We start from the raw sequence: 20,628 nt of genomic DNA on the forward strand, positions 1-20,628 counted from the left end.
CGTTCCCTCGTTCTATTCGGAACGCCTGCCCGCCAGCCTGCGTTCCCCTCGTGCCTGCATCTGCGCTGCCTGAAATGCCTGCGGCTGCCACAGCTGAAAATGATCCGCCCGACCGACGAAGGTCACCTCGTCCAAGATTCCGGTGAAGTCGCGAATGAAATCCGTGACCATCAGCCGCCCCTCGGCGTCGAGCTTCATGAAGACGCCGCCCCCGTGAATGAGGAGCGACATCTCGTTCGCATCCGGCGAAAACGGATCTGCCGCAGCAATCTGCCGTTCGAACCTTTCGAGAAGATCCAAGCCGCCGATGCTGATCGCCGGAAACACAAAGTCCTGGAAGCAATACAACTCCTGAACATTGCGCTGCGCCAGCACGGAACGAAATGCCGCCGGCACGGAAACCCTGCCCTTGGAATCGATCCGGTTGGTCGCATTTGAAAGGAAGCGGCTCATGACACGAAACATCCGTTCCCGAAAGAGCCCCGGCGAAAATCGAATGCCCGGAACCCTGAAATTCAGACACAGCTTCGCAAGCCGAATGAAGCAAATTCCATTCGACGCCTCCAAGAAGGAAGACGCTCTTACTTTGCGATGGGTGGGCACCTGATTGCCCTTGCGCAGTGCATGAATGGGATAGCATGGGACCATATGGGCGTCAATGGGAAACGCCCGTCTCACGATGAGCGCAGTATCGGAAATTTATAAGCTGTTAAGTTTAACAAAGAGTTAGGATCGCCGGCGCCCGCATGGCACATGTCCGCTCTCGCCGGCATCCGAAAACACGTCGGCATCCGTGATAAACGACATGAAACCATCAGGCTAAACGCTGCTCCGCCTTCAGATTGACGTCCGCCGGCCCGTCCAGCGGTCAAGAACCCGATCCGAAACACTGGCCTGGAATGACAATGCGGGTCACATACCCGTCGCGCGTTCGGGCCATCATTTGGGCGATCCCGTAGAGATCATCTGCACTGTGAAAATCGTCTGGAAAAGACATTCCCCGTTTGGATGAGCCGCGACGAACCCTTTCGGATGGGCTGAGCATTCAAACAGCGTATTTTAGCTAATTGAAATATATAGAATCGAAGCCATATTCCGGTCGAACACTAACGGGATATGGGGTCCACGATGTCGAGCTTCACGTTGAAGGGAATACTGTACGGCAGAAAAATTCAGGACAGCGGACTGTCAGCCGCTCAAAAGGGGATGACGGCAGACATACGGTGCCTCACCTGCGGGGCGGTCTTCAAGCGCTGGTCCGTTCTGTCGTCCAGCACCACGGTTTGCGACGAGTGCATGGCAGAGCCGCGCACCTCGCACTGAGACAGCGCGTGCAGTTTAGCCAAGGCCGCGCCGCTCGCATGGAGATAGTCGCCAGTTGGCCTGTAAGCCGGGTTCTGTATGGCTCCGGCCGAAACCGGAACGTGGCAGCCATTCCTCTGGGACAGCGCTCGCGCGCTGCCTCACGCAACCCACCCGGATGACTGACCTGGAAACCGGCCGGATGGCTTGCGCCACCCACGTCATCCCTATTCGGTCTTGCTCCCGGTGGGGTTTACCTTGCCATCGCCGTTGCCGGAGATGCGGTGGGCTCTTACCCCACCCTTTCACCCTTACCTGCCGAGGCAGGCGGTTTGCTTTCTGTGGCACTTTCCCTGAGGTCGCCCTCGCCGGACGTTATCCGGCACCGTGTTTCCGTGGAGCCCGGACTTTCCTCACCCTACCGCCTTTCGGCATTGGTAAAGCGCGGCTGCCCGGCCAACTGGCATGGCTCCATTAACCGAGAGCGCCGACGAATACCATCGAAATATGTGATCGCCGCTAACGGAAATAAGGTTTGAAATCCGTCGCGTAGTCCTGTTCCTTGATTCGACCTGCGAGCATCAGCTCTGCACCAAGCCGCCCGATCTCGTCGGAACTCTTGGCAGCGGTACCGCAGCCGCCGGTGAGCACGGCAATGCGAGGAGAAGACGTATATCCGACCATCGGATAACCGCTCGGCGAAAACGAGACCACGCATGAACCGCTCGAGGTCGAAAGCGGCCGCAGCCCAAGGACCAGGCGCGACATCAATCGGGTCAGGTGTTCTTGAGCCGCCTGTCGCCCGTCCGCCCTGAACCAGCACCGCAATTCCGGCTCGCTGGCGAGCCTCACATCATCCGGATCGCCACCGATCTTCATGTACAGCCTGCCGTCGGGATAGCGGATCGGAGGCAGCATATAGATGCCGTCGACCCCGCCCGACCCTTGTACGATCAACGATGGCATTCCGGCAAAAGCCTCAGCCGTCTCTTCCCCGACCTCGTAAAAGGCGACCGTCCGGGCATAGACCGTCATGTCGACAGGCTGCGGCAGCAGATTCTCCGCAATGGAAAAACCACCCGCGGCAAGCAACACCTTCTCGCCCCGATAGGTGCTGCCGCTCGCTGTCTCGACGGCCACGACGCCGCTTTCCTCGCGGATGGACACGGCCACATCGCCGATGATCGCGGCTCCGGCTTTCTCGGCTGCCGATGATTGCGCCCGCACGAGATTGCGGGGGCTGATATAGCCGGCACCGGTCGCCTCATGGACACCTTCGCTGCCCGCGGGAAAAGAGAAGTAGGGGAACCGGCGCTTCAAGTCCGCATCGTCAACAAGCGCCGAATCGGCTCCGAGCGATGCGGCAGCGTTTACGGTCCGCTCGACATAATCGTCCGCGCCTCCTCGCGCCGGCCCGACGACAAGGCAACCCGCTGACGTGTAGAATGAAATGCCGCTCTCTTGCTCGATCTCGCGATAGCGGGCGATCGATCGATTGGCGAGCAGCGCCCAGTCACGATCGGGGTCGATTGTTCGCGTGATGCGACCCTCGTCATAATGGCTGGCGAAAACGCCCGTATGGGTCTTCTTGTCGACCGGCTCGTCCGGCCCGATCACCGCAACGCCATCCGTCTCGCGCGCCAGATGCCTTGCAGCCGCAGCACCCATAAGGCCTCTGCCGACCACGATGTATTTGAAATCCCTGTTCACTGCTTGACCCTCATCGGAAAACCGGCGTCAGTTCCCGGCCAAAATCCTCTTCGCCGAGCCAGCCTTGCGTCATCACGACGGCACCGAGACGGCCGAGTTCGTCAGAAGACTTCGCGGCGACGAAGTTGCCGCCGGTCAACACCGCGATGCGCGGCGAATCGGTAAAGCCTGCGTAGGGATAGGCAGTCTGCGTGAAGGTCGCGACGCAAGGCGCCGCGGTAACCGGGCATCCAGAAAGCGCCGGCATCAGTGCGGAGGCAATGGTCACAAGCTGATCGCGCTCGGTGGGATCGCCATCCGACCGGAACCAGGCGCCTGCATCCTCCAGCCTGTCGAAAACGCCAACCTCGGTGTCTCCGCCAAGCTTGAGGTACGTTTTTCCATCGGGATAAAGCACGGGCGGCAGGATGTAGACGTGATCCTCGTCCCGGTCGCCGAAGACGATGCTCGCCGGCATATCGGCAAACAGCGCCATTTCGCGCTCACCGAGCTCGTAGAAAACAACCGTGCGGGCCGCCACGCGAATGTCGACCGGCGAGGGAAGAAGCCCATTGAAGTTCGTGAACCCGCCTGCGGCGACCAGCACTCGCTCGGCGGTGTAGACCCTGCCTTCAACGCTTACCTCGACATGAGCACCCGCATCTCTCACCCCGGTGACGGTCGCATCGAGGACCGTAACGCCGCCGGTCTCGGCGAGCGCCACCTGGGCCAGCACCAAGGCGCGGGGGTTGACGTGGCCGGCTCGGCGTTCCTCGAAATAACCCTTGAAGGATCCGTTGAGAGAAAACTGCGGAAACCGTTCGCGCAACGCGTATGGCTCCAGCGTTTCAACGCCGACATTCAGCGTTGCGGCGATATTCAGTGCACGTCCGAGATAGCATTGTCCGGATTGCGGAGGCGGGCCGGCGAACAGGCATCCTGCCTCCGTGAAGAAGGAGATGCCGCTCTTCGCCTCGATCTCGGCGTATCGATCCAGTGAGCGGGCAGCCAGTGTTGCCCAGACCACATTGTCGTCGAATGTTCGCGTAATGCGAGCCTCGTCATAGTGGCTCGCGAATACGCCATGGTGGCTTTTGCGCTCGGCCGGTTCACGCGGACCGATCAGTGCTACACCTTCGATCATCGCGGAAAGGTGGCGGGCCGCAGCCGCGCCCATCATTCCGCGCCCGATCACGATCACCTTGAAATCGACTGCCATATCTCACCTCGTTTCGAAGCCAGATAGCATGATCGCCAAGTTGAATCATATTGTTAAGTGCACATTCCAGGACATTTGAGAACAAGCACTTAGTGGCAATCAGTCGAGCATTGCCAGCACTTTACCGCAATAGGCCTTGGAGACCGGGTTCATCCGGGTTGCTGCATGCCCTGCGTTGTACTTCAAGATGGTCCCGCAGGTTTCGCCGCCGCCGAGCTCATGCGCCGCAGCAAGGTATTTCATGCCGTATTTGATGTTCGTCTCAGGATCGAACAGGCCCTGGCGGGTACCGGAATAGCCCATCATCCGGGCAGTTGCCGGCTTGATCTGCATAAGGCCAACTTCGCCAGCACTGCCGCGCGCATTGGGATTGAAGTTGCTTTCGACGCGAACGACCGCATGAGCGAGCTCGATGGGAACATTATACTCGTTGGCGTATTTTATGATGATGGCGGAGTATTGCGAGGTTGTGATAACCGGCATTGCAAAGCCGCTGGTGCGATCGACCGTCTTCAGAGGAACGGTCTTTTCCGGCTCATTGCCCGCTTCGCCCGCAAAGGCGCAATTGAATCCCATCAGCAGTGTGCCCACGCACACCACAGCAGAAATAATCTTTCTCATTCAGTCTAATTACTCCGACCAAAAGAATTACTGGGTGCGAAAATAAGTAAAGGCCCAGCAAAAATCAGCGTGAATACAAAAGATCACGACAGACATTCTTTTTTGTTTCAATTGACGCCAGTCCATTACCCCAAACAAAGCAACTGGCGCCGTTCAGCGACCGGGGTTAGACCATCGCAATGAGGAGATAATAGGGAAATCATGTGGCAGCGCAGCAAACGCCAAAAATCTGGGGATTCGTTGCCGACCGCGAGATCCGCCTTATGACGCGTATCGCGGGAGCGTCGCAAGCAGGCGATGAAGGGTGTCGATCGTCGAAAAATCGGCGATCCCATCGACCTTTTCAGGACGGAAATGACGCTGGAACGCCTCCAGCTCCCCTGCCATCTTGTCAGAGAATTCGCCAGTAATTTCCGTTCCGTAGCCATAGAGCGAGAGCATCGACTGCAGCGCCTCGACCGGCTGGCCCTGATCCCCGCGTTGGAAAAATCGTCCACCGGTAATCGGCGTAGGCTCGACCCAATGGCCAATACCCGCCTCATAGAGGTCATTCCAGGGAAATCTTTCGCCCGGATCGAGCTTGCGGCGGGGTGCAACATCGGAGTGACCAAGCACGCGTTCCGGCGCGATCGACCAACGTTTGCCGCAATCGCGACACAATTCGATCACGGCTTCGGTCTGCGCCTTTGGGTATTGCGGCAATCCGCCGGGGTGGCCGGCATTGGCAATCTCGATACCGATCGAAAGCGAATTGATGTCGCTCTCTCCATGCCAGATGCTTTTTCCCGCGTGCCAGGCGCGACGCTCCTCGGCAACGAGTTGAACGACGTCGCCGCTCTCGTGCACAAAATAGTGGCTGGAGACCTGGCTCTCGTCACGACAGAGCCATTCCAGGGCCCCCTCGGGCGTCGGCATCCCGGTATAGTGAAGGAGGATCATATCGGGCTTGCGCCCGCCCACGCGTTCCCCCTGGTTCGGCGACGACCGCACGACCGCTTTCCTGTAGTCGGCCTCGAACGAGGTCATGCGGCGCGGCGTTCCTTCTCGATCGCTTCGTAGGCGGCGTTAAGTGCTGCCATCCGCTCGTTGGCAATCGCATGGAATTCAGCGGGCACGCCGCGCGAAACCAGCCGGTCGGGATGATGCTCGCTGACAAGGCCGTGATAGCGGCGCCGTATGGTCGTGAAATCGTCCGAGGGCAAAACGCCGAGCACCTTGTAGGGATCGCGGCCCACTGAAACATGACGCGCGGCAATCCGCTCGAAGCGCTCCTCGCTCATGTGGAAGATCTCCGCCACATGCGTCAGGAAGACCATTTCCTTCTCGTGAATAAGCCCGTCCGCCTTGGCGATATGGAACAGCCCGTCGAGAACCTCTTCGAGCACCGGGCAATTGGCCGCGCACGTCACGCACAGCGTCGACAGCTTCTCCGCATAGGCTTCGTAGCCGGCCACATCCTGGCGTGCCAGATTGTAAAGGCGCGCAACATTGCGGGCCTGATCGGGCGGAAACTCGAAGATTTCGCGGAAGGCTTCGACTTCCTTCTCGCTGACGATACCGTCTGCCTTCGCCATCTTTGCGGAAAGCGCGATGATCGCGACAGAGAAGGCGACCTTGCGACGTGTCTCGGGATCGCCTTCGAAAACCGTGCGGATCGCCTCGACCACGGCGGAAAGAGCGTTTCCCGCGGTGTTGCCAATGGCATTCAGCAGTTTTTCCCAGAAGGACATCAAGGTCTCTCGCGCATCAAAAGGAAAAACACCTTGAACAAATAAAGTTTGCCTTTGCAAGATAACGATTGGTCGTAGCTTTGAAAACACCTTTCACATTTCGGTCATTGTCGCATTGGAACCGGCGCATCCATCGCGTTTGCGTGGCATCGCATCAGGCGAATGAATTGGACAGCGCGGCGCGGTGATGTCAGCGCTTCCGCCATTCGTTTCGTGAGAGATTCCATGCCATTCGCCGACAGACCGCAGATCCTTGGGCTCGCTTTGGGCTTCATCGGGGTCCTCATTTTCGGTGCGACGCTGCCGATGACGCATATCGCGCTCCAGGGCTTTTCGCCCTACTTCGTGACGCTATGCCGCGCCGCCATCGCTTCCGTCGTTGCCATGATCGCACTGGCAATTTTCCGCCGTCCGTTTCCCAAGACGCATTTCCCCGCACTCTTGGGTGCCGGCATCGGCGTGGTCTTCGGCTTTCCGGCCTTTTCGTCGATCGCCATGCAGACAATACCGGCGAGCCACGGCGGCGTCGTTCTCGGTGTGCTCCCGCTGCTGACCTCGATCTTCGCCGCGCTCATCGATGGCGAACGGCCAGGTCCCCTCTTCTGGGCATGCGGCGTCGCCGGCGCATTGCTCGTGATTGTCTTTTCCGTTCGTGGCAGCGGCTTCCAGCTTGCCGCCGGTGATCTCTGGCTTCTCGCAGCAGCTGTTTCGGCGGCGCTCGGTTATGTCCTTCTTGCCCGCCTCTCCCGCCATCTGTCGGGGTGGGAAGCGATATCCTGGGCTCTTGTTGTCACATTCCCCCTGTCGCTCATCGGCACCGTCATCGTCGCGCCGTCGGGCATCCATTCGCCCGGCGCCGGAGAATATGGAGCGCTTGCCTACCTCAGCCTGATGTCGATGTTCGGCGGCTTCGTGTTCTGGAACGCCGGCCTCGCGATCGGCGGAATTGCCCGCGTGGCGCAGGTCCAGTTGCTGCAGACGTTCGTCACGCTCGCGATTTCCACAACCCTCCTCAAGGAGCAACTCGGGCTTGAAACGATTATATTCGCGCTTCTCGTCGCCTTCGTGGTTTGGCTTGGACGAAAGGCGCGATTTTCATAGAAACAACACTTTACAGGCCTCCTTGTCTGCCGCATCCATGCGCTAGCTAAGCATCACGCAAACAGCGCAGACACCAAAGCGGAGGGATCATGGCCAAACAGAAAGTCGCAATGCTCACGGCCGGAGGCCTTGCCCCCTGTCTGTCTTCAGCGGTCGGCGGCCTCATCGAACGCTATAGCGACGTGGCGCCTGACATCGAGCTCATCGCCTACCGTTCGGGCTATCAGGGCGTGCTGCTCGGCGACAGCGTCAAGATCACGACGGATATGCGGGAAAAGGCTCCGTTGCTGCATCGCTACGGCGGCTCCCCGATCGGCAACAGCCGCGTCAAGCTCACCAATGCCGCCGACTGCGTGAAGCGCGGCCTGGTCAAGGAGGGCGAGAACCCGCTGCGCGTTGCAGCCGAGCGCCTTGCGAGCGACGGCATCACCATCCTTCACACCATCGGCGGCGACGACACCAATACGACGGCAGCAGACCTTGCGGCCTATCTCGCGGCAAACGGCTACAATCTGACTGTCGTCGGACTGCCCAAGACGGTCGACAACGACGTCGTTCCGATCCGCCAGTCACTCGGCGCGTGGACGGCGGCCGAAGTCGGCGCGCACTTCTTCGACAATGTCGGCAACGAGCAGACGGCAGCTCCCCGTACGCTGATCATTCATGAAGTGATGGGACGCCATTGCGGCTGGCTGACGGCAGCGACCGCGCGCGCCTATCTGCAGCGCACGAGGAACAACGAATATGTCGACGGGCTGATGACCAACGCGCAGATGAAGGGCATCGACGCCGTCTATCTGCCGGAAATCGCCTTCGACCTGGAGGCTGAGGCGGCACGCCTGAAAGAGATCATGGACCGCACGGGGCATGCCACGGTCTTCGTCTCGGAAGGTGCATGCCTGGATGCGATCGTCGCCGAGCGTGAAGCGGCAGGGGAGACCGTCAAGCGCGATGCTTTCGGTCACGTCAAGATCGACACCATCAATGTCGGCGGCTGGTTCCAGAAACAGTTCGCCAGCCTCCTCAATGCCGAACGTTCGCTCGTGCAGAAATCCGGCTACTTTGCCAGGTCCGCGCCCGCCAATATCGACGACCTGCGGCTGATCCAGAGCATGACCGACCTTGCCGTCGAAAGCGCGCTCAACAAGGTTTCGGGCGTCACCGGCCACGACGAAGCTCAGAACGGCAAGCTGCGCACGATCGAATTCCCGCGGATCAAGGGCGGCAAGCCTTTCGACACGTCGGTGAAGTGGTTCGGCGAAGTGATGAATACGATCGGGCAAAAATACAAGGAAGCATGATTGACGCAAGGCCGATATGGTGTCTTTGCTTGCTTTCTAGTGAAGAGGAGGAGATCTCATGTCGCTCGAAGCCTGGTTCGCTTTCGCTGCTGCATCCGCCATTATGCTGGCCATACCGGGGCCGACGATTCTCCTCGTCGTTTCCTATGCGCTCGGTCATGGTCGCAAAGCCGCCTTCGCGACGGTGACCGGTGTGGCACTTGGCGATTTCACCGCAATGACGGCTTCGCTGTTCGGGCTCGGTGCCGTTCTTGCGGCATCGGCGGCACTCTTCACCGTTCTCAAGTGGATCGGCGGCGCCTATCTTATTTGGCTTGGGATAAAGCTCTGGCGCGCGCCGATCGTTGAGGGGCCCATGGCCGATAACGACAACCTGCCGGAAGAGAAGTCGCTGAAGATCTTCCTTCATGCTTATGTCGTGACGGCGCTCAATCCCAAGAGCATTATTTTCTTCGTGGCCTTCGTACCGCAATTCCTCAATCCTGCCCTCCCCTTCTTCGGCCAGATGCTGGTCATGGAGGCGACTTTCCTGGTTCTCGCAACCATCAATGCCTCCACCTATGCGCTTGCGGCACATGCGGCGCGTGGCCTGATTCGCAAGGCGAGCGTGCAGCGCGCGGTCAATCGCACAGGAGGCACGTTGCTGATCGCTGCAGGTGCGGTGACCGCCGGCTACCGCCGGATTGCCGCGTAAATATTCTCGGCGGGTTGCCGCAAAGCAACGAATAGGTTAATTGGCGAAACAGGGCTTAAGGTTCTTGTTAATATCCAACGCTGCCGGGGCGGCGCGTTTCACGAGAGTGAGAGTATGGTAGCGATCGGATTTTCCGGCCTTAAACGCAGTCTCATCGTATCTACGATGCTGTGCGGCGTGGCCGCTGGATGCTCCAGCGTCGAATACACCTCCCAGGCGGAACTGACTGCGGAACAGCGCGTCGTTCCGACGCCGAGGCCCGGTGAAGATGCCATGTTCGCGGCAATTCCGGCGGGCGAAGGCACAGCTTTGACAGCCATGATTGCCGGCGCCGATCAGACGGCACCGTCGATCGCCACGGCAGCCATGCCGGCAACCGATCCAACCCAGCAAACCGCCATGGCTCAAATTCCGCTGACGCCCGAGATGACCGCCATCCAATCGGTCGTACCGACGCCGCGCCCGGGAACGCCCTCGACGCAGCTCGCCTTTGCCGCGACCCCGCAGACCGGAGCGGTTGCAGCGCTTTCGGCGATCGACACCGCCCCACGCCCGATGATGGACTACGGCTTTGACACGTCGGGCCCGATGGATCCCCCCGCCGCGCCGCCGATGTTCGGCGACAATGACGACGACGGCGCGCCGACGGTTGAGAAGAGCGCCATCACCAAGATCATCGACAAGTATTCCGCGATCTACAAGGTTCCTGCATCGCTGCTTCACCGCGTCGTGCATCGCGAAAGCCGTTACAATCCGAAGGCCTACAACAAGCGCGGCTACTTCGGGCTCATGCAGATCAAGTACAACACCGCGAAATCCATGGGCTACGACGGCCGGCCCGAGGGCCTTTTCGACGCCGAAACCAATATCAAGTACGCGGCAAAGTATCTGCGTGGGGCCTGGCTCGTCTCTGACAACAGCGAGGACGACGCGGTCCGTCTCTATGCCCGCGGCTATTACTATGACGCAAAGCGCAAGGGCATGACGAACATCGCGCACGGCAATTACTGATCACGGCTGCTGATTGCCGGCCGGCAGGGCGGCCAGAACGTCCCTCACGAGCGCCTGCGGCCTGTATTTGAGCCAGCTGGGCGTCAGCCCCAGCCTGACGACGACCAGATTGGCTGACGGAACGATCGCCATGCTCTGCCCGTCATGCCCCTCCAACCAGAACGTATCTGCCGGAAGCAGGCAATCGCAGCCTGTGCCGCTGCCTGGGGGCCTCAGCCAGGCCTGCAAGCGCGTATACGCTCCGTTCGACGTCAGTGTCGGCGTCCGCATCATGCCGACGAAGCCTTCGGGCAACAGCCGCTGTCCGTTCCAGACGCCGTCCTGAAGCAGGAACTGGCCGAAGCGCGCCCAATCCCGGGCAGTCGCGTAAAGGTATGAACTGCCGACAAACGTGCCGCGCGCATCAACTTCCAGCACCGCGCTCGCCATGCCGAGAGGGCCGAACAGAGCCCGCCGCGGATAGGCCAGCGCCGTCTGTTCGTCGCCGATCCGATCCATCCAAATCCTGGAGATCAGCACCGAGGTACCGCTGGAATAGTTGAAGCTTTTTCCGGGGTCGGTCAGCATCGGCAAACTTGCCGGAAGCGCCGTCTGGTCGGGATCGAGATATAGCATGCGAGTGACGTCGGCCACGGTTCCATAGTCTTCGTTGAACGCCAGCCCGCTTTCCATCCCCAGGAGATCCCTGAGTTTGATCTGCGCGCGCCTGTCGTTCCTCCACTGCGGGAACAGCGCGGCATCGTCGAGCCTGATCTTGCCCTCCATCATCAATCGCCCAAGGATCGCGGCGTTCACCGTCTTGGTCATCGACCACCCGATCAACGGCGTGCCTGGTCCAAATCCCGTGCCGTAGGCTTCCGCGATGATATGCCCGTCATGAACGACAACGGCCGCGCGCATGTTCTTGCCAGCCAGATCCCTCCTCGCCAGAAGGGCAGCAATCCGCTCGTCCCTGGCGCTTTTAACACCGTCCGCCGCCACCCGGATTGCATTGTCCGGGAGGGCGGCGGCTGCCGGTTCGTCAGGCACGGCACGTCGCGCAGCGTCGAAATTGCCGTCGGGAACGGCCGTGCATCCAAGGCGCTCGCGATAGATCGCATGGTTGGGGGCAAACAGTCCGAGGATCCGGGCCGTGACCCGCTTTTCCCCTCGGTCGACATCGATCCGTACCAGTCGCAACAGCGGATTGCCCGGCGCCTGAACATCCTTCGACAGCACCATGTCCGGATCGCGCCCCGCCAGGAAGACGTTGGAGCACACGATCTTGGCTGCATAGCCATCGCCAACGAGCAGAAGCTCCGGCGGTCTGACGTACAACCACCCGGCGCCGACAACGGCGACGACGCCGAGCAGAGCGGCCAGTGTCTTCAGGATAGGCCGAACACGTCGCATATGTGCTCCTCCATCGGGGCGAAGAAAACAGGTGGGGCACCAAATTGTGCAACGCCGTACAGCGGCCATCAAGGCAAATTCCCACAGGCCACGTCATCAAACTGTAGCGCCGTCGCGTTAAACGCGCTGAACGCTAAAAGGTTGAGAGAAACATATGACGGAATTTGCACCGGATGCCGGCTTCCGCAAGAACCGGAAACTCAAGGCGGCTCTTCTGCGCCACAAGGTCCTCTCAAAAGAAGGCCTTTCGGAGCGGCTCTTCGGGCTCCTGTTCTCCGGCCTCGTCTACCCGCAAATCTGGGAGGATCCGGATCTGGACATGATGGCGATGGAGATTGAGCCACATCACCGCATCGTGACGATCGGCTCCGGCGGCTGCAATATGCTCGCCTATCTCTCGCAGAGCCCGGCATCGATCGACGTCGTCGATCTCAATCCACACCACATTGCCCTCAACCGCCTGAAGCTTGCCGCCTTCCGGCATCTGCCCGCTCGCGCCGACCTCATCCGCTTCCTTGCCACGCCAGGCGAGCCATCCAACAGCAAGGCATTCGACCAGTTCCTGTCTGCCAATGTCGACGAAACGACACGCGCCTACTGGAACGGGCGCAACTTCGGTCGCCGCCGCGTGACGGTCTTTGACCGCAATATATACAAGACGGGCCTTCTCGGCCGTTTCATCGGCGCAGCACATCTGCTGGCGCGCCTGCACGGCGTCGATCTCACGGAGATGACGCGCGCGCGCACGCTGCGTGAGCAACGCCAGTTCTTCGACGAGAAGATTGCTCCCCTGTTCGAAAGGCCGGTGGTGCGCTGGATCACGGGCCGCAAGAGCTCCCTCTTCGGCCTTGGTATTCCGCCGCAGCAATATGACGAGCTGGCAAGCCTTACCGCCGATCACTCGATCGCGCCGGTCCTGCGGCACCGTCTCGAAAAGCTCGCCTGTCACTTCGAGATGCGCGACAACTATTTCGCCTGGCAGGCCTTCGGCCGGCGCTACGCGCCGGAGGGCGAAGGTCCGCTTCCGACCTATCTGAGGCCCGAGCACTATGAGACGATCAGCGCAAACGTCGATCGCGTCAGCGTCCACCACGCAAGCTTCACCGAACTGCTCGCGAGCGAACCGGCCGATTCGCGCGATCGCTACATCCTTCTCGACGCGCAGGACTGGATGACAGATCAGCAGCTGAACGACCTGTGGTCGGAAATTACCCGGACGGCGCGCGATGGCGCCAGGGTGATTTTCCGCACGGCCGCCGAAAAGAGCATTGTCGAGGGCCGGCTGTCGCCGGCCGTTCGCGACCAGTGGGTCTATCTGGCGGAACGCTCACGCGCGCTGACAGCGCTCGATCGCTCCGCAATCTATGGCGGGTTTCACATCTACGGAAAAACGGCGTGAGCAAGATCGATGCAACCACCGGCGCATCGGCCGAAAACCATGCCGACCTGATGGACGGCATGTACCGCTATCAGCGCCATATCTACGACCTCACCCGCAAATACTACCTGCTTGGTCGCGACCAGACGATAAGCAACCTCGATGTGCCGGCCGGCGGCACGCTCCTGGAAGTCGGATGCGGAACGGGCCGCAACCTGGCGCTTGCCCACGAGCGCTATCCCTTGGCACGTCTCTATGGCCTTGATATCTCGCAGGAAATGCTGATCTCGGCGCGCAAGACCTTCGCCACCAAAGGCACGAGCGCCGATTTTCGGGTTGCCGATGCAACGGCCTTCACGCCGCACGAATTCGGCGTCGAAGGCTTCGACCGCATCCTGATCTCCTACGCTCTCTCGATGATCCCAGATTGGGAACGGGCGATCGATGCCGCTGCAGCTGCACTCAACCCAGGCGGGCAGCTTCACATCGTCGATTTCGGCCAGCAGGAAGGCCTCCCGGACTGGTTTCGCACCCTCCTTCAGTCATGGCTCGCAAGATTTCATGTGAGCCCACGGGCCAACTTGCACGCTGTCGTGCGGACCCAGGCGGAGCGGCATAACGCGCGGCTGGCATTCCAGACTATCGGCGGTGGCTACGCCTGGCGCGCAACAATAATTACGGAAGGCTAATATTTAGCTTGAAACTAACCGAATTTTTACGTTGATATGGTCAATAGAGGGGCATCTCTCGCTGGACGCGTCTATCACGAAGGTCAAGCTGTGGGGCAAAAAGATCATTCGGTTCACGACGGAACACCTATGCGCCGGCTTCTGCTTTGCGTCTTGCCATTGGCCATCATGCTGGCCGGTTGCACGTCATCGGGTTACGACTTTCTCGAAACAGCGTCCATAAAACCCAAGACAAGGTTCAAGGACACCGATCCGCAGGACTTCGGGGCAAAACACCCGCAGCAGAATGCCGTTCACGGCATCGACATCTCCAAGTGGCAGGGCGATATCGACTGGCAGACGGTCCGCAATTCAGGCGTTGCCTTTGCCTTCATCAAGGCGACCGAAGGCAAGGACCGCGTCGATCCGCGCTTCAATGAATACTGGCAGCGCGCCCGCGCCGTCGGCATCCCCCACGCGCCCTACCATTTCTACTACTTCTGCTCGTCGGCTGACGAACAGGCCGATTGGTTCATCGGTAACGTGCCGAAGGAATCCATGCGCCTGCCGCCGGTGCTCGACGTCGAGTGGAATGGCGAATCAAAAACCTGCCGCACCCGCCCCGACCCGGAAACGGTGCGCGCGCAGATCCAGCGCTTCATGGACCGCCTTGAGGCCTATTACGGCAAGCGCCCGATCATATATACCTCGGTCGATTTCCATCGCGAAAATCTCGCCGGCTATTTCAAGGACTATCATTTCTGGGTCCGTTCCGTCGCGAAGCATCCGGAGGTGACCTATGCCGATCGCCGCTGGGCGTTCTGGCAGTACACGTCGACCGGCGTCATTCCAGGCATCAAGGGGCCTACTGACATTAACGTGTTTGCCGGCTCGGCAAAGAACTGGACCAACTGGGTTGCGGCCGTATCAAAAGACACGAATTCTTAGTAACGTCCCGTCTTCTTTCTTGCTTCTGTCACAATCATTTGGGACATCGACAGCAATTTCGGTAATGACGAGGATAAAGACTATGCACCGCACGCCTGCAAGCCGTTCCGCGCTCGCTTTCCTGTTGGCCGCCGGCCTCGCAACCGGCGCCGCAGCGCAAACCGCTGCGCCGGCCAGCGAGGCTCCCGCGTCAATGGCGCCAGCCCCTGCATGCGACGGCGATCTTGCGACATTCCTGGCAGGCGTGAAGGCGGAGGCGATTGCAGCAGGCGCATCCGCCGACGCGGCCGACAAGGCACTTGCCGGCGCCCAGATCGACCCGAAGGTGCTGAGCCGCGACCGCGCCCAGGGCGTATTCAAACAGACCTTCCTCGAATTCTCGCAGCGCACCGTCAGCCAGGCACGGCTCGACATCGGCCGCCAGAAGATGAAGCAGTTCGCGGACGTCTTTGCCCGCGCCGAACAGGAGTTCGGCGTACCGGCCGGGGTCATCACCGCCTTTTGGGCTATGGAAACGGACTTCGGCGCCGTGCAGGGCGATTTCAACACCCGCAACGCGCTGGTAACGCTGGCTCACGATTGCCGCCGCCCCGAACTCTTCCGACCGCAGCTCATCGCCCTGATCGAGATGGTAGAACACGGCGACCTCGATCCCGCAACCAACACCGGCGCCTGGGCTGGTGAAATCGGCCAGGTGCAGATGCTGCCGCGCGACATCGTCGCCTACGGCATGGATGGCGATGGCGACGGCCATGTGCGCCTGAAGCAGAGCGGACCGGATGCAATCCTGACGGCCGCCAAGTTCATCCAGCACCTTGGCTTCCAGAAGGGCCAGCCCTGGCTTCAGGAAGTCACGGTTCCTGACGCCCTGCCGTTTGACAAATCGGGCCTCGGTGGCTCCATGACCGCGGGCGAATGGTTCGCGCTCGGTGTGAAGCCGCGCGACGGCAACACCGGCTTCGGCAACCTGCGCGGCGACCTCGTGCTCCCGCAGGGCCGCCTTGGACCCGCTTTCATCGCCTACCCGAACTTCCAGATTTATCTCGAGTGGAACAAGTCGTTCATCTACACCACCTCGGCTGCCTATTTCGGCACGCGTCTCTCAGGCGCCGAGCCGTATCTGAAGGGCACGCCGGAACAGGGTCTTTCCAACGACGAGATGAAACAACTGCAGACGAAGCTAGACACGCTCGGCCATGATGTCGGCTCGATCGACGGCATTCTCGGCTCCGGTACGCGCGTCGCGATCCAGAAGGAGCAGCAGCGACTGGGGATGCCGGCAGATGGTTGGGCAACCCCGGCCCTGCTCGGCGCGCTTTAGGCCGCCCGTGAGCCGCTTTTCGAAGCCGGGCGATTGGCCCGGCTTTCAGAGCAGGGACCTTGAACCCGCCATATCCGTTAATGCGGGGTCCCTCAATTTTACAGTTCGTTAAAAAGTGTGAATATTTTTACAGCGCAATTTGCGTTTCCATTTCAGTGGCTTAGCGCGTGAAAACCGGCAAAAGCGTGACATTTTCGCCGCATCGCAGCATAAAATTCACTTTTCAAGCGTCGTATTCCCGACATATTATCCGATCGTTAACGCGAGGAGACAGACATGGGACTGACACGATCCTTGAATGTCCTTTTGGTCGGTGCGGCGTTTCTTTTTGTTTTGTCGATGCTTTTTATCTGACTATTTTGCCGCCTCAAACGGACAATGCCGAGACTCCTGAATAGCGAACAGCTCAAAGAATTAAAAAAGCGCATGTCACGACGACATGCGCTTTTTTAGTGTTTGATGCGTCAGCAGCTTTGGTCAGGCTAGGCCGCGGCGCCGGCATTCTTCGTGTGCCCCCGCTTCAGGCCGATATTCGCCAACACGGCCGAGACCAGGGGCGCGCGGTTCATCGTGTAGAGATGGAAATCGCTGATGCCACGGCGGCCAAGATCTTCGATCTGCTCGGCTGCAACCTCGGCCGCGACTTTGGCGCGTTCCTCCGGCTTGTCGTCAAAGCCGGCAAAGCGTTCATCGAGGAAGCCCGGAATGATGGTTCCGCAGGCGCCTGCGAAGCGCTTCAGCTGCGTCAGGTTCTGGATCGGCATGATGCCCGGCACGACGGGTATATTGACGCCCGCCGCGCGAACCTTTTCCAGGTAACGCTCGAAATTATCGTTGTCGAAGAAGAATTGCGTCAGCGCGCGATCGGCGCCGTTGTCCGCCTTGCGCTTCAGCATCTCGATGTCGGCAGCGGTATCGAGACTTTCGGGATGCTTCTCGGGATAGGCCGAGACCGAGATCTCGAAGTCGCCCATCTCGCGCAACCCCGCGACGAGCTCAGCGGCGTTGGCATAGCCGCCGGGATGCGGCTGATAAGGCGCGCCGACGCCACCTGGGGCATCGCCTCGCAGCGCTACGAAATGCTTGACGCCAACATTTCGGAAGGTGTCGATGACGCTGTGCGTCTCTTCCTTCGTCGCCCCGACGCAGGTGAGATGCGACGCGGTGGCAAGCGGCGTTCCGGCAAGGAACCGCGACACGGTCGCCAGCGTCGGCGCCTTCGTGGTGCCGCCGGCGCCATAGGTTACGGATACGAAGTCCGGATCCCAGTCCTGCAGTTCGCTGACGGTGTTCCACAGCTGGCCTTCCATCTCTTCCGACTTCGGCGGAAAGAATTCGAAGGAAACACCGATCCTGCGGCGCGCGTCGCTGTTTGAAGCCATGTCACTCTCTCCCGGCAAATGTAGGTACGGCGCTTTCGGTCTCGACAGAGGCCATCAGACGCCTTGGGTCCCGCGCGAGCCAGATGGTGACCGTAAGTCCCTGCCCGCCCTGATGACCCGGATGAAGATCGACGACCTGCTCGACATCGAGCCCGGCCTTGCGCACCCAATCGGACATCGACTGGTGCGAAAAGCCGAGGCGCACGTGCGCATGCTCGTCACGAAGATATTCCAGCGCGTGTGGCGCGAGATCGATGATGACCAGCCGCCCGCCCGGGCGCAGCATGCGCGCCGCCTCGCCGATCGCGATCTCCGGCTGATCGAAGAAATGCAGAACCTGGTGGATTGTCACCAGATCGAAATCCTGTGCCTCGAAAGGCAGGTTCAGGATGTCGGCGTGGCGGACCGAGGCCTTGGTGATGGCCGACTTGTCCAGATTTGCCCGTGCGACACTCAGCATGTCGCGGCTGGCATCAACGCCGATTGCGCGACGATAGAGGCCGGAGAGCAGCTCCAAGATACGGCCAGTTCCCGTGCCAAGATCCAGAAGCGAATCGATCGGCTGGCTGCCGAGAATCCGGATGACGGCCGCATCGACTTCCTCGTCTGCCGCATGCAGGCGGCGAAGCTCGTCCCACTCGGCCGCATTGCGGCTGAAATAGTCCTGTGCCCGCTCGGCGCGCTGGCGCTTGACGGCAGAGAGACGCGCGCCGTCACGCAGGATGACCGGATCGCTATCGGAAGCGTGCCTCAAAAGACTTCTGACAAAGGCCACCGCCTTCCCGTCCTGCCGTAGCCGGAAGTAGGCCCATGCCCCCTCCTGGTAACGATCGATCAGGTCGGCCTCCCCGAGCAGCTTGAGATGGCGGGAAATGCGAGGCTGGGATTGCCCGAGAATTTCTGTAAGATCGGTGACCGTCAGGTCGCCCGCGGCAAGCAAAGCGAGCAAACGCAGGCGGGTCGGCTCGCCAGCTGCCCGCAGCACGTCCACCAACGCATCCAAACCAAGCCTGACGGGCTCACTCATATCCGATCCAATCAACATATAAAGATATCTTTATGTGAATTGGTCTGAGCTTGCAAGCAGCAATTCGCTCCAATCACGAAATTCACTGCGCGATTAGCGACATAGGCGCCGTCACTAAAAAAAGCCGCCGGGTCACCCAGCGGCTTTTCCAGTTGCTTGCGAAACGCTGAAAATCAGCGTGTCAGGCGCTTGTAGGCCTGGCTGCCGGGGTTTAGGGCGTCCGCACCGAGGCGGCGCACCTTGTCCTGCTCGTAGTCTTCGAAGTTGCCCTCGAACCATTCCACATGGCCATCGCCTTCGAAGGCGAGGATGTGCGTCGCCAGACGGTCGAGGAACATGCGATCGTGGCTGATGATGATCGCGCAGCCTGCAAAGTTCTCGAGCGCCGTCTCCAGCGCACCGAGCGTTTCCGTATCAAGGTCGTTCGTCGGTTCGTCGAGCAGCAGCACGTTGCCGCCCGCCTTCAGCATCTTCGCCAGGTGAACGCGGTTGCGCTGACCACCGGAGAGATTTCCGACTTTCTGCTGCTGATCGCCGCCCTTGAAGTTGAAGGCGCCACAATAGGCACGAGAGTTCATATCGAACTTGCCGAGCTTGATGACTTCGGCGCCACCGGAGATTTCCTCCCAGACCGTCTTGCTGCCGTTGAGCGCATCGCGGCTCTGGTCGACATAACCGAGATGCACCGTGTCGCCGATGCGCACCGAACCGCTGTCCGGCGCTTCCTGGCCGGTGATCATCTTGAACAGCGTCGTCTTGCCGGCGCCGTTCGGCCCGATGATGCCGACGATACCGCCCGGCGGCAGCTTGATCGACAGGTCGTTGATCAGTGTGCGGCCCTCAAAGCCCTTGGAGATGCCTTCCATCTCGATGACCACCTGGCCGAGACGCTCGCTGACCGGGATGATGATCTGCGCGTCGCCGGGACGCTGCTTCTCAGCGGCATCCACCAGCTGCTCGTAGGACTTGATACGCGCCTTCGACTTGGCCTGACGGGCTTTCGGGCTGGACGCGATCCATTCCTGTTCGCGCGAGATTGCCTTCTGGCGGCCCGCCTCTTCGCGGTTTTCCTGCAGCATGCGCTTGGCCTTCGCCTGCAGATATGCGGAGTAGTTGCCTTCGTATGGAATGCCGCGGCCGCGGTCGAGCTCGAGAATCCAGCCGGTCACGTTGTCGAGGAAGTAGCGATCGTGGGTGATCATCATCACGGCGCCGGGATAGGCACGCAGATGCTTTTCAAGCCACGCGATGGTCTCGGCGTCCAGATGGTTGGTCGGTTCGTCGAGGAGCAGCAGATCCGGCTGCGACAAGAGCAGGCGGCAGAGCGCGATACGACGGCGCTCACCACCCGACAGCGTCGTGACGTCGGAATCGCGCGGCGGGCAACGCAGCGCTTCCATGGCCATCTCGACCTGTTGCTCGAGGTCCCAGAGATTCTGGCTGTCGATGATGTCCTGAAGCCTGGCGCCCTCTTCCGCGGTCTCGTCGGAATAGTTCATCATCAGCTCGTTGTAACGCTCGAGCACTGCCGTCTTGTCAGCAACGCCGACCATGACGTTTTCGAACGCCGTCTTCGTCGAATCGAGATGCGGCTCCTGTTCCAGGTAGCCGACCGTCGCGCCTTCGGCGAGCCAGGCTTCGCCGGTGAATTCCTTGTCCTGGCCGGCAATGATGCGCAGCACGGTCGACTTACCGGCACCGTTCGGCCCGAGGATACCGATCTTGGCATCCGGGTAGAAGGACAGGTTGACGTTTTCTAGGATTTTCTTGGCGCCGTAGGACTTGCTGAGCCCCGACATGTGATAGATGAACTGACGTGCCATTGATGAAGTGCTCCGCGGGGG

Annotated in this window: 19 protein-coding genes and 1 other RNA gene; 9 read left to right on the plus strand and 11 right to left on the minus strand. The window is 60.4% G+C overall.

The genetic code is table 11. From position 1 onward, the window contains the following. Nucleotides 1-12: 12 nt before the first annotated feature. On the minus strand, nt 13-453 hold the full coding sequence (mraZ, locus tag AC1D2R_RS16510; RefSeq protein ID WP_477968424.1) for a division/cell wall cluster transcriptional repressor MraZ: 441 nt from the start codon (nt 451-453) through the stop codon (nt 13-15). A 675-nt stretch (nt 454-1,128) separates the two neighbouring features. Between mraZ and AC1D2R_RS16515 the strand changes: the two genes are divergently transcribed. Then, a complete protein-coding gene (locus AC1D2R_RS16515) occupies nt 1,129-1,323 on the plus strand; it encodes a hypothetical protein (RefSeq protein ID WP_477968426.1) in 195 nt (64 codons plus the stop codon). A gap of 47 nt (nt 1,324-1,370) precedes the next feature. Here AC1D2R_RS16515 and rnpB read toward each other — a convergent pair. The 6 genes from rnpB to AC1D2R_RS16545 form a co-directional block, all read right to left on the minus strand. Continuing rightward, nucleotides 1,371-1,766: RNase P RNA component class A (gene rnpB / locus AC1D2R_RS16520), an RNA gene on the minus strand. Between the two features lie 55 nt (nt 1,767-1,821). Beyond that, nucleotides 1,822-3,012 (minus strand): NAD(P)/FAD-dependent oxidoreductase, encoded by a 1,191-nt coding sequence (locus AC1D2R_RS16525; protein WP_477968428.1) that lies wholly within the window; start codon nt 3,010-3,012, stop codon nt 1,822-1,824. Nucleotides 3,013-3,022: 10 nt separating this feature from the next. Then, the gene (locus tag AC1D2R_RS16530) at nt 3,023-4,210 is read right to left on the minus strand and encodes an NAD(P)/FAD-dependent oxidoreductase (protein ID WP_477968429.1); all 1,188 of its coding nucleotides are present in this window, start codon (nt 4,208-4,210) and stop codon (nt 3,023-3,025) included. 99 nt (nt 4,211-4,309) lie between these two features. Next, nucleotides 4,310-4,831 carry a lytic transglycosylase domain-containing protein gene (locus AC1D2R_RS16535; protein WP_477968431.1) on the minus strand — a complete coding sequence of 174 codons (522 nt, stop codon included), beginning with the start codon at nt 4,829-4,831 and terminating at the stop codon, nt 4,310-4,312. A gap of 261 nt (nt 4,832-5,092) precedes the next feature. Next, entirely contained in the window at nt 5,093-5,857 is a 765-nt protein-coding gene (locus tag AC1D2R_RS16540; protein WP_477968433.1) for an N-acetylmuramoyl-L-alanine amidase, read from the minus strand. Then, nucleotides 5,854-6,561, minus strand: a complete 708-nt coding sequence (locus tag AC1D2R_RS16545) for a TerB family tellurite resistance protein (RefSeq protein WP_477968435.1) — start codon at nt 6,559-6,561, stop codon at nt 5,854-5,856. The genes AC1D2R_RS16540 and AC1D2R_RS16545 overlap by 4 nt, the downstream gene beginning before the upstream one ends. A 225-nt stretch (nt 6,562-6,786) precedes the next feature. On the opposite strand from AC1D2R_RS16545, the gene AC1D2R_RS16550 reads away from it, so the two are divergent. From AC1D2R_RS16550 to AC1D2R_RS16565, 4 genes are all read left to right on the plus strand, one after another. Further along, nucleotides 6,787-7,662 carry a DMT family transporter gene (locus AC1D2R_RS16550; RefSeq protein ID WP_477968437.1) on the plus strand — a complete coding sequence of 292 codons (876 nt, stop codon included), beginning with the start codon at nt 6,787-6,789 and terminating at the stop codon, nt 7,660-7,662. 89 nt (nt 7,663-7,751) lie between these two features. After that, nucleotides 7,752-8,963 carry a pyrophosphate--fructose-6-phosphate 1-phosphotransferase gene (locus AC1D2R_RS16555; protein ID WP_477968439.1) on the plus strand — a complete coding sequence of 404 codons (1,212 nt, stop codon included), beginning with the start codon at nt 7,752-7,754 and terminating at the stop codon, nt 8,961-8,963. Nucleotides 8,964-9,021: 58 nt separating this feature from the next. Further along, the gene (locus AC1D2R_RS16560) at nt 9,022-9,657 is read left to right on the plus strand and encodes a LysE family translocator (RefSeq protein WP_477968441.1); all 636 of its coding nucleotides are present in this window, start codon (nt 9,022-9,024) and stop codon (nt 9,655-9,657) included. Between the two features lie 114 nt (nt 9,658-9,771). Then, on the plus strand, nt 9,772-10,668 hold the full coding sequence (locus AC1D2R_RS16565; RefSeq protein ID WP_477968443.1) for a transglycosylase SLT domain-containing protein: 897 nt from the start codon (nt 9,772-9,774) through the stop codon (nt 10,666-10,668). Here AC1D2R_RS16565 and AC1D2R_RS16570 read toward each other — a convergent pair whose 3' ends face one another. Beyond that, complete coding sequence (locus AC1D2R_RS16570) at nt 10,669-12,060, minus strand: serine hydrolase domain-containing protein (protein ID WP_477968445.1); 1,392 nt, start codon at nt 12,058-12,060, stop codon at nt 10,669-10,671. Between the two features lie 154 nt (nt 12,061-12,214). Between AC1D2R_RS16570 and AC1D2R_RS16575 the strand changes: the two genes are divergently transcribed. The 4 genes from AC1D2R_RS16575 (at nt 12,215) to AC1D2R_RS16590 (ending at nt 16,375) form a co-directional block, all read left to right on the plus strand. Beyond that, nucleotides 12,215-13,459, plus strand: a complete 1,245-nt coding sequence (locus tag AC1D2R_RS16575; RefSeq protein ID WP_477968447.1) for a BtaA family protein — start codon at nt 12,215-12,217, stop codon at nt 13,457-13,459. A 50-nt stretch (nt 13,460-13,509) separates the two neighbouring features. Beyond that, entirely contained in the window at nt 13,510-14,127 is a 618-nt protein-coding gene (locus AC1D2R_RS16580) for a class I SAM-dependent methyltransferase (RefSeq protein ID WP_477968559.1), read from the plus strand. A gap of 129 nt (nt 14,128-14,256) precedes the next feature. Continuing rightward, a complete protein-coding gene (locus AC1D2R_RS16585; RefSeq protein WP_477968449.1) occupies nt 14,257-15,054 on the plus strand; it encodes a glycoside hydrolase family 25 protein in 798 nt (265 codons plus the stop codon). An 82-nt stretch (nt 15,055-15,136) separates the two neighbouring features. Further along, nucleotides 15,137-16,375, plus strand: coding sequence for a lytic murein transglycosylase (locus AC1D2R_RS16590; protein ID WP_477968451.1), 1,239 nt, complete (start codon nt 15,137-15,139; stop codon nt 16,373-16,375). 482 nt (nt 16,376-16,857) lie between these two features. Here the strand turns inward: AC1D2R_RS16590 and metF are convergent, their stop codons facing one another. The 3 genes from metF to ettA all read right to left on the minus strand — a co-directional run bounded on the left by metF (nt 16,858) and on the right by ettA (nt 20,607). Next, nucleotides 16,858-17,757 (minus strand): methylenetetrahydrofolate reductase [NAD(P)H], encoded by a 900-nt coding sequence (gene metF / locus AC1D2R_RS16595; RefSeq protein WP_477968453.1) that lies wholly within the window; start codon nt 17,755-17,757, stop codon nt 16,858-16,860. Between the two features lies 1 nt (nt 17,758). Further along, nucleotides 17,759-18,784, minus strand: coding sequence for an ArsR/SmtB family transcription factor (locus AC1D2R_RS16600; RefSeq protein ID WP_477968455.1), 1,026 nt, complete (start codon nt 18,782-18,784; stop codon nt 17,759-17,761). A 173-nt stretch (nt 18,785-18,957) separates the two neighbouring features. Further along, nucleotides 18,958-20,607, minus strand: a complete 1,650-nt coding sequence (gene ettA, locus AC1D2R_RS16605) for an energy-dependent translational throttle protein EttA (protein ID WP_477968457.1) — start codon at nt 20,605-20,607, stop codon at nt 18,958-18,960. Between the last annotated feature and the right edge of the window lie 21 nt (nt 20,608-20,628).

The sequence above is a fragment of the Rhizobium sp. P1_C7 genome, from assembly GCF_056406295.1.

Coding starts and splice junctions, on each gene's coding strand:
- metF (WP_477968453.1), bottom strand. CDS start 17,757: ATGGCTTCAAACAGCGACGCGCGCCGCAGGATCGGTGTTTCCTTCGAA.
- AC1D2R_RS16515 (WP_477968426.1), top strand. CDS start 1,129: ATGTCGAGCTTCACGTTGAAGGGAATACTGTACGGCAGAAAAATTCAG.
- AC1D2R_RS16550 (WP_477968437.1), top strand. CDS start 6,787: ATGCCATTCGCCGACAGACCGCAGATCCTTGGGCTCGCTTTGGGCTTC.
- ettA (WP_477968457.1), bottom strand. CDS start 20,607: ATGGCACGTCAGTTCATCTATCACATGTCGGGGCTCAGCAAGTCCTAC.
- AC1D2R_RS16590 (WP_477968451.1), top strand. CDS start 15,137: ATGCACCGCACGCCTGCAAGCCGTTCCGCGCTCGCTTTCCTGTTGGCC.
- AC1D2R_RS16585 (WP_477968449.1), top strand. CDS start 14,257: ATGCGCCGGCTTCTGCTTTGCGTCTTGCCATTGGCCATCATGCTGGCC.
- mraZ (WP_477968424.1), bottom strand. CDS start 453: ATGAGCCGCTTCCTTTCAAATGCGACCAACCGGATCGATTCCAAGGGC.
- AC1D2R_RS16600 (WP_477968455.1), bottom strand. CDS start 18,784: ATGAGTGAGCCCGTCAGGCTTGGTTTGGATGCGTTGGTGGACGTGCTG.
- AC1D2R_RS16570 (WP_477968445.1), bottom strand. CDS start 12,060: ATGCGACGTGTTCGGCCTATCCTGAAGACACTGGCCGCTCTGCTCGGC.
- AC1D2R_RS16545 (WP_477968435.1), bottom strand. CDS start 6,561: ATGTCCTTCTGGGAAAAACTGCTGAATGCCATTGGCAACACCGCGGGA.
- AC1D2R_RS16555 (WP_477968439.1), top strand. CDS start 7,752: ATGGCCAAACAGAAAGTCGCAATGCTCACGGCCGGAGGCCTTGCCCCC.
- AC1D2R_RS16540 (WP_477968433.1), bottom strand. CDS start 5,857: ATGACCTCGTTCGAGGCCGACTACAGGAAAGCGGTCGTGCGGTCGTCG.
- AC1D2R_RS16530 (WP_477968429.1), bottom strand. CDS start 4,210: ATGGCAGTCGATTTCAAGGTGATCGTGATCGGGCGCGGAATGATGGGC.
- AC1D2R_RS16580 (WP_477968559.1), top strand. CDS start 13,510: ATGGACGGCATGTACCGCTATCAGCGCCATATCTACGACCTCACCCGC.
- AC1D2R_RS16575 (WP_477968447.1), top strand. CDS start 12,215: ATGACGGAATTTGCACCGGATGCCGGCTTCCGCAAGAACCGGAAACTC.
- AC1D2R_RS16565 (WP_477968443.1), top strand. CDS start 9,772: ATGGTAGCGATCGGATTTTCCGGCCTTAAACGCAGTCTCATCGTATCT.
- AC1D2R_RS16560 (WP_477968441.1), top strand. CDS start 9,022: ATGTCGCTCGAAGCCTGGTTCGCTTTCGCTGCTGCATCCGCCATTATG.
- AC1D2R_RS16535 (WP_477968431.1), bottom strand. CDS start 4,831: ATGAGAAAGATTATTTCTGCTGTGGTGTGCGTGGGCACACTGCTGATG.